The following is a 13,609-nucleotide window of genomic DNA, read 5'->3' on the forward strand; positions in this document are numbered from 1 at the left end:
CACGATAGGGATAAACAGGAATGTACAAGAAATCCGCGCGCCTCTTGTCTATAGCTACGCCATTGGTAAGCCTTTTTGTTGGGAGCAGCCTTCTTGCAATGGAGCGGACAGCCTCGGCGTATACCATCACCGACCTTGGTATAACTCAGGGGGCAGATATTCAACCTAGTGGGGCGAGTTTCAAGGCGATTACTATAAATGATCGCGGGAATATCGCGACTTGGACGGACAATGCTGGACAATACCAAGGTTATCTGACTGCAACAGGTACATGGCTATATCCGAGAACCGGAAACCTTTTTTCGGTCCCTTTGACGCTGGATAATTCTGCTTCTTCTAACGTGGTAGGTTTGAGTCGCATCAATAACTCCTCGTCAATTGAGTACCAAGCCGTCGAGTGGATCGCCGGAAGTTCAACGCCTACGGTGCTGAATATTTCGAATTTTGTTGGCGCTCCAGACACATCAGCTTATCCTTTCGGAATTAACACACTCGGAGAAATCGCTGGAGAGTCTTACGGTGTCTCGGGTGGCATGGGACTTACACCTGGCCGTGGTTTTATCTATTCAGGAGGAACAACAATCTTTCTTCCTGCCCCGGCAAATGGCAATGGGAGTCGCGCTTGCGCTATCAATTCTTATGGTCAACTAGTAGGGGCATACTATACAGAAGGTCCGTTCTCTACTAATCCACTTCATCCTGAAGCTCAACAAGGTGTCGTGTGGACACCCAGCGTTACAGGCGGAACGTCATTAAGTTACATCCTTCTTGGAAGTGGCTTAGCAATGGGCCGCAATCACCCGGCTCCCGGTGATCCTACCTGCGCCTATGCAATCAATCGCGATGGATTAACAGTGGGTTACGGCTTTACGATGCATCATGCTTTTTTGTGGTGTCCGACAACGGTAAATGGATCGACTTCCGGCGCCACACCGGAAACGTTGTATGACCTTGGCGTTTTAACGACCACGACTGGAGAGTGGTCGGATGCGTACTCCATTAGCAGTCCGACGCTAGTTGGTGGAGTTGGAACGGCTACAATTGTAGGTAAAGATAGTAATTCAACCGCTAAAGCTGTCAAGTGGACTGTGACGTATACTGTAAACCCCACGACGCATGCGATCACGTTAGGCACGATCACAGGTCCAACTGACCTCAATACGACTGGGACGTATACCGGTTGGGTGCTCCAGTCAGCGACCAGCGTGAATTCGAGCAACGCCATCGTTGGTTACGGAACCTATACGTCTGCGGGAACGACCAACACCAAAGCCTTCCGCCTGCAATAAAAATTGTCGGGATTTCACTCAATGAAGGGGTCTTGATGAAAACACGTAAACCGTCCGCACATCGCCTGTCGCACGTCGCTTCTTCCCTATCATGTCTCGCAGTCGGAACTGGCGCCTTGCTGGGAATTGGAAATCCCCTTTTCGCTTATAGCATCACCGATTTAGGGATAACACAGGCCGACGATATTAAAGCTGGAGGTCCAACCACTAATTGGAAGGCGATTACTATCAATGATAGCAGTAAAATTGCAACTTGGACGCCCAATGGTACGCAATACCAGGGCTTTCTGACGGCGACGAATACGTGGCTTCAGCCATTTTCTGGGGATCGCATGTCAATTCCGATGAACATGGACGGAGCTGTGTCGCCAACTGTGGTAGGAGACAGTCTGCTGCCCAGCGGTATTTATAGTGTATGGCAACCGGTGAAGTGGGTTGCCGGTAGCTCAACTCCAACTCTATTGACTGTTGCGAATACGAGCGGCTCTGGAGCAACGTCTGCTCTTCCCTTTGGGATCAATTCTCTTGGCGAAGTTGTTGGAGAATCTTATGTCGGCGCGATTACCTCGTTGGTCAAGGCTGGAAGCGCCTTTCTCTATTCGAGCGGAACGACATCGTTTCTCCCCGTTCCGAAGGCGGGGCAGGGCAGCCGTGCTTGCAGCATCAATGCTTATGGACAAATTGCAGGAGCATATTACACCGAAGGGCAGCACCAGATTGACATTTATCATCCGATAACTCAACAAGGCGTAGTTTGGACGCCTAGTGTTGCGGGCGGAACCACGTTCAGCGTTACCTACCTTGGTAGTGGTATTGGCGACAGCCAGCAGGCGCCAAATCCAAATGTGGACCCGACCGCCGCCTATGCGATCAATCGTGATGGGCTAGTTGTTGGATATAGCTTCAATACGCACCATGCCTTTCTATGGGCGCCAACAATATTAGACGGTACGACTTCCGGCGTGATTCCCGAAAACCTGCATGACCTGGGCGTTTTGCCGACAAGCAGCGGAGATACTTCGGATGCATACGCTATCAGCAATCCCACACTCGTCAGTGGAACCGGAATAGCGACGATTGTGGGAAAGGAGACGACTACGAGTGGCTCAACGGTGACATACAAGGCCGTGAAATGGACGGTCACATATAACGTGAACCCTACCACTCATTCCATTACGCTCGGCTCAATCTCAGGGCCAATCGACCTCAATACTACCGGCCCTGGTACAGGAGGCGCTTATACAGGCTGGACGCTTCAGTCGGCGACTAGTGTGGACTTAGGTGACCGGATCGTAGGATATGGAACCTATAATTCAGGCACAACGGTTACGACCAAAGCGTTCTTGCTGAACTAACTCGTTTTTAAGGATAATCCTTCAAAAAAGCCGTCCGGCACACTGCCGGGCGGCTTTTTATGGGAGATGGTGCTATCCGCGCAGCGCCTCCTCCATCGTCACACTTCCTACGATATGCTCCGCGCCGTCGCCTTCAAAAGTGATCCATCCCGAATTGAACCCGTCGAGCATTTCGATCCTCGGCGCGGTCTTGTCGGGGGCGGTGCCTTGTGCTTCGAAGTTTGCGGCCCATTGTTCACGCGGGACTTCGACGGCTTGGACGGGACGGCCCACGAGTGCGGCGAGGGCGGCGGCGATGTTGGTGGGCGCGTAGGGGCGGGGGCCTTCGAGTTCGAGGATTCGGCGGCCGGTCCAGGTTTGCGGGAGCGTGGCGGCGATGGTTTGGCCGATGTCGGCGGTGGCGACCATGGGAATGGCGCGGTCGAGTGGGTGAAGGTAGCTGGAGAATATCCCAGAGCTGCGGGCAGGTTCGATATCCCAGGCGGTGTTTTCCAGGAACCATGCGGCGCGAATGTGGGCCTGTGAGATGGGGAGTTCGCCGAGTATCTCTTCCAGGAGATGGGACTGAGTGATCAGGCCCAGTCCCGTGGAGCGGTGCGCGCCGACGGAGGAGAGGGTGACGATTTTGGGCGTGCCCGCCGCCGCGAGAGCTTCGCGGAGGGCGGTGAGGATGGCGCGCGCTTCGGGGAAGCCTGGCGCCGGCGCGAAGTACGGCGGGATCATGAGGAATGCGCCTTCGACGCCGTGGAGAGCGATGGTCATCGCGTCGATATCCCGTGCGTCCGCTACGGCGATCTCCGCCCCAAGGTCCGCCCATTCCTGCGCCTTCGCGGGATCGCGCACAACCGCCCGGATGGATTGCCCGTCCGACAGCAAAGCGCGCGCCGCCGCTCCGCCGACTCGTCCCGTAATTCCCGTGATTGCGTACATTGATATTCTCCTTGTTATTATTGCTATCTAGTGAAGACGGAGGAACTCTTCCTCCGGCGCTTGAGCGCGGTTCCCCATTTTCCCCGACAAGCGGCTTGCTGGGAAAATGGGGTGGCCGAAGTTTACTTCAGCGGGGGTATAGGTCTCACGCTCAGACCGCTGAGAATCAGCGACCAGACGGCGTCGAACGCTTTGGCGATCTCGGGATCGGACCAGTCGGCGGCGTGCGCGGGGTTGTGGAAGCGTATGGTGGCGTCGAACACGGCGCGGGCGGCGGTGGCGGGGTCCGGGGTGGTGAACTCGCCGCGCTGGACGCCGTCGGCGATGATCCGGGCGAGCTGGCCGACCATGTCCGAGACGTGCGCCGTCACGACGGTTCGCGCTTCGGCGGCCAGCGCGAGGTAGGTCGCGAACAGCTCCGGATCATCCTGAGCCCGCGAGCGCTTGGAGTGCATCAGAGTTTCGAGCCAGCGGCGCAGGCGGTCGGCGGCGGGGGCATCCTCGGCGACGATCTCGGTGAGCGCCGGATTGATGCGGCACAGCCAGCGCTCGGCGACGGTGTCGCGCAAAGCCGCCTTGCTCGGGAAGTGACGGTAGACGCTGCCGTGGCTGACGCCGAGGGCGCGGGCGACGTCGACGACGGTTGCTTTCGCCGGGCCGTAGCGGCGCAGGACATCTTCGGCGGTTTCCAGGATCAATTCCGGGGTCAAAGGCGTATCGCTCATGATATTTCTCCTTGACGGCGCTCGCTGTCGAGATGCGCCATCTTCGTGGCGGGGCACGGTCGCCGGTGTCCAGCAGGCTGTCCTGGTCCCCAGTAAGGCAGTGATGAATCTATAATACTTTAGAATAATGACAAAAGTCAATATCTGTCATTATAATATTTTCTAACATAAAGACACCGATGGAACTTTTTTGGCCGCCGCTCCGTTAAGAGACGAAGAAACTACGGTAGAATATCCTTGTCATGAGACGACGCGCGCACAGCATTCTTTGGCTTCTGGTGGTACTGGCGATTGCCCTGCAATCCGTCGCGCCTCGCCTTGCGTTCGCCCAGGTCAGCGTGCGATGCGCGGGCGCGACCGCCGCGTCCAAACCATGCATGCAGGCGGTTTTGCCGATTACCTCGGATACGCCCGCGCAAATGAAGTGCGCGAACATGGCGTGCTGTCGCAATCGAGCGTCTCTCCTGCGCGCCTGCCGCATGGGTATGTCCATGCCGCCCGCGCACCTCGCGGGCCGGTCTCTGCATACGGTCGCCGCGCCGTCCACGTGCCTGATTTCGATCAAACGCCTCAGCGCCGCCGCGCCCGCCGCGCGGAACATGCGCCGCTGGCTGCTGGACGCCTCTCCCGCCGCCGCGCCGCCCACCCCGTCCGCATCGTCCATCACTTGCCCCGTTGTCGCGCGTAACCTTCCCTTACCCAGTTCCGTTTCGCTTTCCACACGCTATTTCCACCTGTCGCACGGCCTTCGTGCGCCTCCCGTCGCCTAACCCATCTCTCGCCACGCCACGTTTTTAGCCATTCGAGCGCCTGCGCACGTTTGGCGCATATCCCGATTTCCAGGGCTAACCGATTACCGTTTGGCCCGTCGGAAAGACCGGCCATTGGCCGTCCCATCACTCGACGCTTCGCGCGTCACTCAAGGAGAACCTCGACATGAAGAAGACAATCGCTCTCATCGCGCTCGCCATCGGCGTCCTGCCCATGGCCACACACGCCGCCACGCCCAAGCCTAAGGCCAAATCGACGACGTACGAGTGTCAGAAATGCCACATGCAGTACAGCGCGGCGGCCGCGAAGAAGGATCACTACAAAGACCCGATGGACGGCGGCAAGCTCGTTCCCGTCTCCCTGACGAAGAAGGCCCCGGCCGCCGCCAGCAAGGCTTCCATGAGCCACATGAAGATGTAAGCCTTTGGGCTTTTCCAATGTCGCCCTCGGGCGGCAAGGCGCTGGGAACGCAAGCTCAGCGCCCTCCTGGCCTCGGCGGTTCTTACGGATGAGAACCGCCGAGGGTGGCTCGATTTGACGCCGTCTCCATCGGAAACGGCTTTGGGAATGGATATTGTGATGCGCGGACCCTGGAAAAATCTGCTGAGCGCTCTCGCTCTTGTCCTCATTTTTGTCGTGACTCTTGCCGCCGTGGGGCGTTACCATAAGCCGGGACAACTCGACGTGATCTCCGCGCAGGCGATGGACATGAGCGCCATGCGCCCGCCCGCCGGCGCGGCGCCCGTGTCGCTCGTCGCGGTGCGGCGGGGCTCACTGGGAGAGACCGTCACGTACACCGGATCCGTGCTGCCGTTCAACGAACAGGATATCTCGCCGCGCATCACCGGGACGCTGGTGGCGCTGCCGGTCTATCCGGGAGACCAGGTGCGGGCGGGACAGTTGGTGGCGGAGCTCGACAGCGCCGAGGTCAGCGCCAAAACGCAGCAGGCGGTTCAGGCGGCGCGCGGCGCGAGCATCAACGCCCGGGTGGCGCATCTCACGCACCATCTGCACCACCGCGCCGCCGTCGCGCAGGCAGCGGCCCAGTTCTCGGCGGCGGCCCAGGGAGTGGCGGACGCTCAGGCCGAGGCGCAAGCCAGCGGCGACGCGATCGCCGACGCGGAGGCGGGAGTGCAGAGCGCGCAGGCCGGCGCGGATTACTGGAAGACCGAGATTGCGCGTGAGAAGCAGCTCGCCGACGCCGGCGCGGCCTCGCGTCAGGAGTATCAGAGCGAGCTCGCGCAGGCGCAGACGGCGTTTTCCGCCTTAAGCCAGGCGCGCGCCAAGGTGAGCCAGGCGAAGGCGATGGCGCAGGCGGCGCAGGCGAAAGTCTCGGTGGCGAAGCGCCAGGTGGACGCCGCCCAGGCTTCCCAGGATATGGCGCAGGCCGATCTGGTGGTCGCCGAGGCGCAGGCCCAGCAGGCGCAGGCGGGCGCCGCCGAGACGCAGGCGGCGGTCCGCGAAGCCGCCGTCATCCAGGGCTATACGCGGATCACCGCGCCACTCAGCGGCGTGGTCACCGAGCGCCCGGCGGCGCCGGGGACTCTGGCGCAGCCGGGTATGGTGATTCTGAAGATCGCGGAGATCGACCGGGTGCGCGTGCAGGCGAATGTCGCCGCGTCCGATCTTTCCGGAATTCGCCCGGGCGCCTCCGTCGAGATTGCGGCCCAGGACGGCGGCGACTCCATTGCCGCGAAAATCACCTCGGTCTTCCCGTCCGCGAACATGAACACGCGGACGGCGGTGATCGAGGCCGTGGTTCCCAATCCCGGCCATCGCTTGCAGCCAGGCGCGTTTGTGACGATGCGCATCGACAAGCAAAGGGGGGGCATTGGGGGCGCGGAACTGATGGTTCCGGCGTCCGCCATTGTTTCGCAAGGCGGTCAGTCTTATGTTTGGATCGCGAAAGGCGCGGGCGGGCCGGCGAAAACAGAGTACGAGTGCGCGATCTGCCATATGCGTTACTCGGCGGAGCAGGCGGCGAAGAACCATTATCGGGACCCGATGGACGGCGGTAAGCTCACGCCGGTGAAATCCGCCGACACGCCGGCGGCCGGCGGCGCGAGCGCGCACAAGGTCATCGTTCAAATCGGCGCCTCGGACGGAACTTCATCGGAAGTCACCTCGGACGAACTCACGGCGACCGATCAGGTGATCGCCCAGGGCATGGCGGGACTGACGGAAGGCGCGCGGATTGTCGTGACGGAGTGGGGGACGAACGGCCCGAAGTCGCTGCCCGACGCCGCCTCCGCCAACGCGGGATTGACGGTGTATCGCTGCGACAAATGCGGCATGACCTACTCCGAGGCGGACGCCAAAAAGAACAACTTCATCGATCCCATGGACGGCGGACATCTCACGCCCGTGAAAGGCTCCGCCCAATGAGACTGCGAACCAATAGACAGGACGCGCCCTCCGAAGCAGGCGCCAATCGCGGCTTTAATATCTCGGCCTGGAGTATCCAGCATCCCTGGGTGGTGATCAGCTTCTATGTCGCCGTCGTCATCCTGGCGCTGGCGGCGATCTTCGGCGGCGTGATGCCGCGCCGCATGATGCCGTATGTCGAAAGCCCGATGGTCGGGATCGTCACGATGATGCCCGGCCTGTCGGCGCAGGAGATGGAGACTTATATCTCCAAGCCGATTGAAGAGCGGATGACCGATATTCGCGGCGCACGCTATATCCGCTCCACCTCTCAGGACGGTCTTTCGATCGTTTCGCTGGAGTTTCCCTATGGGACGAATATGCAGAAGGCCGTGACCGATGTGCAGTCGCTGATGAACGCGGTCCAAGCGGACTTGCCGCAGACGGGGGCGAACCTCAAGCCGTCGTGGGTGCTGCCGATCGATCCTCTGAACATCCCGATCCTCTCCGTGAGCGTTACGGGCGACGCGGACAAGGGGTGGACGCCGATGGCGCTGCGCCAGTTCGCCGAGAACGACGGCGTGCGGGCGATCAAACAAGTGGGAGACGTGCAGTCGGTGGAAGTGTACGGCGGCCAGAAGCGTCAGCTTCGCGTCGAAATCAATCGGGATAAACTCGCCGCCTATGGCTTCTCCATCATGGACGTGCGCGACGCCATTGACAAGAACAGCGTGGCGAAACCGGCGGGCGTGATCACGGCGGGGCCAAACGAGAGCATCATCCGCATGGCGGACCTCGCCCAGAGCGCGGCCGCCGTGGCGGGGTATCCGCTGGGTTCGAAGAACGGGCAGGTGGTCTATCTGCGGGATGTCGCGAGCGTGAAGGACGATCTTCGGGAGCAGCGCAGCGGATATCACTTTGTGGACGGCAAGCGCCAAACCATCGAGGGCGTGAACAACGATTCCGTCGAAATGGCGGTCATCCAGAATCCGGCGTCGGGCTCGCCGCCCGTGGTCGACGCGGTGCGGAAACAGCTTGACCAGCTCGTTCAGGATCATCCGGGTCTGCATTTTCGGGTGGCGTACGACAACTCGCATTTCGTCAATATTCTCTTCAAGAACACCATCGAGGAGCTGACCGTCGCCATTCTGCTTTGCGGCCTCGCAGTGCTGTTCTTCATCGGCAACCCGCGCGGAACGTTGATCTCGGTCATTACGATTCCCGTGAGCATGGCGATGGCGATCCTGCTCATGGTCCCGTTCGGTTTCTCGCTCAACTCGTCCACGCTGATCGGGCTTCTGATCTCAATCGGCCGCCTGGTGGACGACTCCGTGATCGATATCCACGCCGTGGAGCGGCATTTGCGCCTCGGCAAAGACCCCGCAGCGGCGACAGTGGACGGCATTACCGAAGTGCGCCTCGCGGTCGCGGCGTCCACGATCATGCTGGTGCTCGCCCTGCTGCCCCTGGTCTTTTGCGGCGGCATCACGCAGCTGATGTTCGTCGGTCTGGTGTACCCGATCATCTTTGGACTGATCGCGTCGTTTCTGGTGTCGCTGACCTTGACGGCGCTGCTCGCGTCTCGCCTGCTGACTGCGGACGGCGCCGGGGAGAAGCGCGGCTGGCTTCATGAGCGTCTGCTTGCTCCGAGCCAGCGATGGCTGGAGCGCGGGGACGCTCGCTATGAACGGTTCGTGCGCCTGCTGCTGCGCAACAAGTTCGTGGTGATCGCGGCGGCGCTCTGCACGATCGTCGTGGGCTTCGGCTTTTACAACTTCATCGGCTCGGAGATGATGCCGCTCGCCGATGTCGGTCAAGCCTACGGCGTGCTGGAGATGGAGCCGGGCGCGAGCTACGCGCGGACACAGGCGGCGACGGCGGCCCTGGAAAAGATCATCCTGAAGCATCCGGAGATCCAAAAGGTCTCCACGGAGATCGGCGAGGAGCCGGGCGGAACGTACTTCACCGGTTACGCGATGAACCAGATCAACACCGCCACGATGATGATCACGCTGTCCGACAAAGACGAACGCGCGCGTACGGTCTGGCAGGTGATCGACGACATTCAGAAGGAGGCGCTGCGCGCCATCCCCAACATCCGCCGTCTCCAGATTAAGGAGATGGGCAGCGATGTCATGGCCTCCTCGGAAGCGCCCGTCACGGTTCTGGTCTCGGGACAGGATCTGAATGTGCTCTCGAAGCTGGCGGGGCAGGTCGCCGAGATTGCGCGCCGGACGCCCGGCGCGTCCCAGGTCTCAACGTCGTGGGCGGTGGAAAAGCCGTCGTATACGCTGAATGTGGACGCGCGGCTGGCGGCTGAGATCGGCCTCACGCCCGCCGATGTCGCGGATCAGGCGTATTACGCCATGGGCGGCGCGCTGGCCGATGAGTTTTACCGGCTGCCCAACGTCCGTCAAGACACGATCAATATTCGATACCAGGGGGATCAGAGACGCTCCGTGTACGATCTGCTGCAAATGCCGATCACGGGCAAGGACGGCGTGCAGGTTCCCCTGAAGACTCTGGCGACCGCCTCGCCGCAGCTTGCGCCGACGATCATCGAGCACGACGGCCTGCGCCGCACCGTTTCGGTGCTGGCCTACTACCGCAAGGGCGGGCCACCGTCCATGGATCTGGCGATGGCGATCATCGGCAAGGCGTCGGCGCGGCTCAACTTTCCGCCGGGCTACTCCATGGAGATGCGCGGAGACATGACGCAGATGATGGACAGCTTCGCGCGCCTCCTGCGCGGCCTGGAGATCGCCGTTCTGCTGATCTTCCTCGTGCTCGTCGCGCAGTTCGGCGGGCTGCTCTCGCCGCTCCAAATGGTGCTGTCGATTCCCCTGGAGCTGTCCGGCGTTTTTATCGGCCTCTGGCTGGCGCACCAGGCGTTCTCCAGCGTCTCGATCATGGCGATCATCGTGCTCACGGGCATGGACATCACCACGGCGATTTTGATGATCGATCAGATCATGCGTCGCCGGCGGGACCATCCCGACATGCCGCGTGACGCCGCCATCGCCCTGGCGAGCCGCGACCGTCTCCGGCCGATCCTGATGACTTCGCTGATCACGATCGTCACCATGATCCCCGTAGCGCTCACGCCGCGCACGGGCATGGACGCCTACCAGCCGCTCGGCACGGTGATTGTGGCGGGCCTGACCGTGGGGACGCTGCTGTCGCTTCTCGTCATTCCAGTCATGCATGCGCTCGTCGACGATTTGAACGTTTGGGCAGGCCGCCGGGGAAAATCGCCGGCGCTCAGCGCCGTGGACGAACGCCGGGCGATTTAGGACACAGGTCCAGTCGGACACAAGTCCAGAAGGAGTTTCCGTGAAGATCCCAAAGATGGCGCCGTGGACCGTGCTGGCGTCCATGGCGTTCGCAGGCGTCCCAGGCGTCCGCGCCGAGAATGAACCGCCGGTCGTCCATGCGGCGAATATGACCCTTGCCGACGCCCTGGCGCTTGCGATGCAGCACAGCGTCACGCTCAAACAAGCGCAGGCCGATGTCAGCGCCGCAGCGGCCGCCGCGCGCGGCGCGGCGGCCCCAACAAAGCCGAGCCTCTCCGCGACGACATACGCCACGGCCGGCGACTCGTCCAATATTCTGAACACCTCTCCCGGCGTCGCCCCGGTGAATATCTTCAGCGCGCCCGCGCGCGGCTTCGTGGACCAGAACCTGACGTTGATGTTCCCGTTGTCCAGCGGAGGGAAGCTGCGCGGCGTCGCCGGCGGCGCGCGCCGACAAAGCGACGCCGCAATTCTGACGGCGCAGGCGGATCAAATCACGGTGAAAGAAATCGTTACGGAGCGATACGCCGACGCCCTGCTGCAGCGCGATCTGGTGAGCGTCGCGCAGTCCCGCTTAACCGCCGAAGACGAGCAAGTCCGCGTCACGTCGGAAAATGTCCAAACCGGCAAATCGGCGCCCGTGGATCTTCTGCGGGAACAGGCGGAGCAAGCCGACGCCGGCCAGCAGCTTCTGTCGGCCCGGAACCAGGAGGCGCTGGCGCTGGTCAGCCTCAAGACCGCCCTGGGCGTCTCCCAGGAATCGGACCTCACCCTGACGGATACGCTGGACACGCTTTCGCCGCCGGCGTCTCTTCCCGGAAGTCTCCATGATGCGCTGGCGCAGGCGGAGAAGAGCCGTCCCGAAGTGGCGGCGGCGCAGCGCCAGATAGAGGCGGCGCAATCGGCGCTGGGCGCGGCCCATGGCGCCTATGCGCCGCAAGTTTACGGTGTGGCGATGGCGGACGCCATGGCGGGGCAGGGGACAGGGCGCACGGGATACACCATCGGCCTCACCGCCAGCCTGCCCCTTCTTGACGGCGGTCAGCGCCGCGCCGACACGGATGCCGCGAAAGCCAAATTGGATCGCGCCGCCGCCGATGCGCTCCAGGTCCGGCAAACCGTGGATCAGGACGCGGCGTCCGCATGGCTGGCTTACCAAACCGCCATGGCCCAGCTCCAGGCCGCGCGAGTGGGCGAGACGGCGGCCGTCGAAGCCGATAAGCTTGCGGACCTGCGCTACCACGCTGGAAAATCCGTGCTTGCGGAGCGCCTGGACGCCGCCTCGGCGATGAGCCGCGCCCTCGGCGCGCGCGCCCGCGCCGAAGCCGATGTGGTCGTCTCCCGCGCGCGTTTGCTGGCGGCGGTCGGCGCGCTGGCAATAAGCGAAGATCGTTCCAGGTAGAATGACGTCATGCTGGAAGAAAACTATCCGATTCTGGAATTTGACCCGACGCCCATTGCCGTCATTGAGCCGAAGCGAATCTACGCTACACGGGACGTTCCCGAGCACGCTGTTGTCTGCTTTTTTCAAGAGGTGATCGCCACGCTGCGCGACGAACACGGCGCCGTGGTCCTGCATACGCTGGGCAGTGAGATCGGGCCGCATCCCGTTTATGAGATTGAGTTTCAGGGGCGGCGACTGGCCGTGTTCCATCCCGGCGTCGGCGCGCCGCTGGCGGCGGCGCTGCTGGACGAAGTGATCGCGATGGGGTGCGTCAAGTTCATCGCCTGCGGCGGCTGCGGCGTTCTGGATAGCGCGATCGCCATGGGGCATGTGCTCGTCCCGCACGCCGCCGTGCGCGACGAAGGGACGTCGTATCACTACTTGCCGCCCAGCCGCGAAGTGTCGGCAAGCCCGGCGGCAGTGGCGGCCATCGAGCAAACGCTTCGCGCGCATGGAACGGATTACCTTGCCGCCAAGACATGGACAACCGACGCGATCTACCGCGAGACCCCCGCCAGGGTCAAGCGCCGCCGGGACGAGGGATGCGTCAGCGTGGAGATGGAGGCGGCGGCCTTCTTCGCCGTCGCCCAGTTTCGGGGCGTGGAGTTTGGGCAGCTTCTCTATGGCGGGGACGATGTCGGCGGCGAGGTCTGGGACAACCGTGGCTGGCAAAACCACGGAACGGCGCGCGAAAAACTGTTCTGGCTGGCGGCGGAAGCGTGTCTGTCGCTGTAAGAATTTATGATCAAAGCGATTATTTTCGATTTCGACGGTCTCGTTCTGGATACGGAAACTCCGGAATATCTTGCCTGGCGGGACACATATCAGAATTTCGGCTTCGATCTCCCGATCGAAGCGTGGGCGGCTGTGATCGGCCGGGGCGCTTCGACGATCGCCAAAACGCCTTACGACGATCTTGAGGAACGCCTTGGGCATTCGATCGACCGGGACGGCGTGCGCGCCGACCGCCGCAAACGGTTCATGGAATTGATGGAAGGAAAGGTGATCCTGCCGGGAGTACAAGCCCTGCTGGATGCGGCTTCGTCAGAAGGGATCCTGCTGGGCGTGGCGTCCAGCTCGCCCCGAAGCTGGGTGGCCGGGTATCTGGAGCAGCTCGGAATCCTCGGCTCTTTCACGGCGATCAAATGCGGGGATGAAGTGGCGCGCGCGAAGCCCGATCCGGAGCTTTATGTGACGGTCCTCTCGGCCTTGCGCGTCCATGCCGATGAAGCCGTGGCGCTCGAAGATTCTCCCAACGGCGTCGCCGCCGCGCGCGCCGCCGGGATCTATTGCATCGCCGTCCCGAACGACCTGACGCGCCACACGTCCCTGGCGCACGCCGACATGGTGATTGAGGGATTGGACCGACTATCGCTCGCGGATATCAGGCGAATCCGCGCCGTGTAAAGAACCAGAGGCTTTTGTAGAGTCCGATCCC

The 13,609-nt window shown here is 61.9% G+C and carries 11 protein-coding genes; 9 read left to right on the forward strand and 2 right to left on the reverse strand.

All coding sequences use genetic code 11. The features are described 5' to 3' along the window. Window positions 1-20 precede the first annotated feature (20 nt). On the forward strand, window positions 21-1,289 hold the full coding sequence (locus D5261_RS15680) for a hypothetical protein (protein ID WP_125205865.1): 1,269 nt from the start codon (window positions 21-23) through the stop codon (window positions 1,287-1,289). A gap of 116 nt (window positions 1,290-1,405) precedes the next feature. Next, complete coding sequence (locus D5261_RS15685; protein ID WP_301002525.1) at window positions 1,406-2,644, forward strand: hypothetical protein; 1,239 nt, start codon at window positions 1,406-1,408, stop codon at window positions 2,642-2,644. A 72-nt stretch (window positions 2,645-2,716) separates the two neighbouring features. On the opposite strand, the gene D5261_RS15690 is transcribed toward D5261_RS15685, so the two are convergent. Beyond that, complete coding sequence (locus D5261_RS15690; RefSeq protein WP_119320385.1) at window positions 2,717-3,574, reverse strand: NmrA family NAD(P)-binding protein; 858 nt, start codon at window positions 3,572-3,574, stop codon at window positions 2,717-2,719. Between the two features lie 122 nt (window positions 3,575-3,696). Then, window positions 3,697-4,299 (reverse strand): TetR/AcrR family transcriptional regulator, encoded by a 603-nt coding sequence (locus D5261_RS15695; protein WP_119320384.1) that lies wholly within the window; start codon window positions 4,297-4,299, stop codon window positions 3,697-3,699. A gap of 242 nt (window positions 4,300-4,541) precedes the next feature. On the opposite strand from D5261_RS15695, the gene D5261_RS15700 reads away from it, so the two are divergent. The 7 genes from D5261_RS15700 (at window position 4,542) to D5261_RS15730 (ending at window position 13,578) form a co-directional block, all read left to right on the forward strand. Then, on the forward strand, window positions 4,542-5,069 hold the full coding sequence (locus tag D5261_RS15700) for a hypothetical protein (RefSeq protein WP_119320383.1): 528 nt from the start codon (window positions 4,542-4,544) through the stop codon (window positions 5,067-5,069). 166 nt (window positions 5,070-5,235) lie between these two features. Next, window positions 5,236-5,490: a hypothetical protein gene (locus D5261_RS15705; RefSeq protein WP_119320382.1), complete on the forward strand. Its 255-nt coding sequence runs from the start codon at window positions 5,236-5,238 to the stop codon at window positions 5,488-5,490. Between the two features lie 147 nt (window positions 5,491-5,637). Next, window positions 5,638-7,455: an efflux RND transporter periplasmic adaptor subunit gene (locus D5261_RS15710; protein WP_119320381.1), complete on the forward strand. Its 1,818-nt coding sequence runs from the start codon at window positions 5,638-5,640 to the stop codon at window positions 7,453-7,455. Next, entirely contained in the window at window positions 7,452-10,727 is a 3,276-nt protein-coding gene (locus D5261_RS15715) for an efflux RND transporter permease subunit (protein WP_165864029.1), read from the forward strand. The genes D5261_RS15710 and D5261_RS15715 overlap by 4 nt, the downstream gene beginning before the upstream one ends. Before the next feature lie 40 nt (window positions 10,728-10,767). Then, a complete protein-coding gene (locus tag D5261_RS15720; protein WP_125205862.1) occupies window positions 10,768-12,129 on the forward strand; it encodes a TolC family protein in 1,362 nt (453 codons plus the stop codon). Between the two features lie 9 nt (window positions 12,130-12,138). Then, window positions 12,139-12,906: a nucleoside phosphorylase gene (locus D5261_RS15725; protein WP_119320378.1), complete on the forward strand. Its 768-nt coding sequence runs from the start codon at window positions 12,139-12,141 to the stop codon at window positions 12,904-12,906. A gap of 6 nt (window positions 12,907-12,912) precedes the next feature. Continuing rightward, window positions 12,913-13,578 (forward strand): HAD family hydrolase, encoded by a 666-nt coding sequence (locus D5261_RS15730; RefSeq protein WP_119320377.1) that lies wholly within the window; start codon window positions 12,913-12,915, stop codon window positions 13,576-13,578. Window positions 13,579-13,609: the final 31 nt, after the last annotated feature.

Source organism: Capsulimonas corticalis (genome assembly GCF_003574315.2).
Taxonomy (GTDB): Bacteria; Armatimonadota; Armatimonadia; order Armatimonadales; family Capsulimonadaceae; genus Capsulimonas; species Capsulimonas corticalis.

What these genes read in the sequence shown, in the direction of transcription:
- D5261_RS15680 (WP_125205865.1), top strand. Translation starts at nt 21, where the DNA reads ATGTACAAGAAATCCGCGCGCCTCTTGTCTATAGCTACGCCATTGGTA.
- D5261_RS15690 (WP_119320385.1), bottom strand. Translation starts at nt 3,574, where the DNA reads ATGTACGCAATCACGGGAATTACGGGACGAGTCGGCGGAGCGGCGGCG.
- D5261_RS15695 (WP_119320384.1), bottom strand. Translation starts at nt 4,299, where the DNA reads ATGAGCGATACGCCTTTGACCCCGGAATTGATCCTGGAAACCGCCGAA.
- D5261_RS15700 (WP_119320383.1), top strand. Translation starts at nt 4,542, where the DNA reads ATGAGACGACGCGCGCACAGCATTCTTTGGCTTCTGGTGGTACTGGCG.
- D5261_RS15705 (WP_119320382.1), top strand. Translation starts at nt 5,236, where the DNA reads ATGAAGAAGACAATCGCTCTCATCGCGCTCGCCATCGGCGTCCTGCCC.
- D5261_RS15710 (WP_119320381.1), top strand. Translation starts at nt 5,638, where the DNA reads ATGGATATTGTGATGCGCGGACCCTGGAAAAATCTGCTGAGCGCTCTC.
- D5261_RS15715 (WP_165864029.1), top strand. Translation starts at nt 7,452, where the DNA reads ATGAGACTGCGAACCAATAGACAGGACGCGCCCTCCGAAGCAGGCGCC.
- D5261_RS15725 (WP_119320378.1), top strand. Translation starts at nt 12,139, where the DNA reads ATGCTGGAAGAAAACTATCCGATTCTGGAATTTGACCCGACGCCCATT.
- D5261_RS15730 (WP_119320377.1), top strand. Translation starts at nt 12,913, where the DNA reads ATGATCAAAGCGATTATTTTCGATTTCGACGGTCTCGTTCTGGATACG.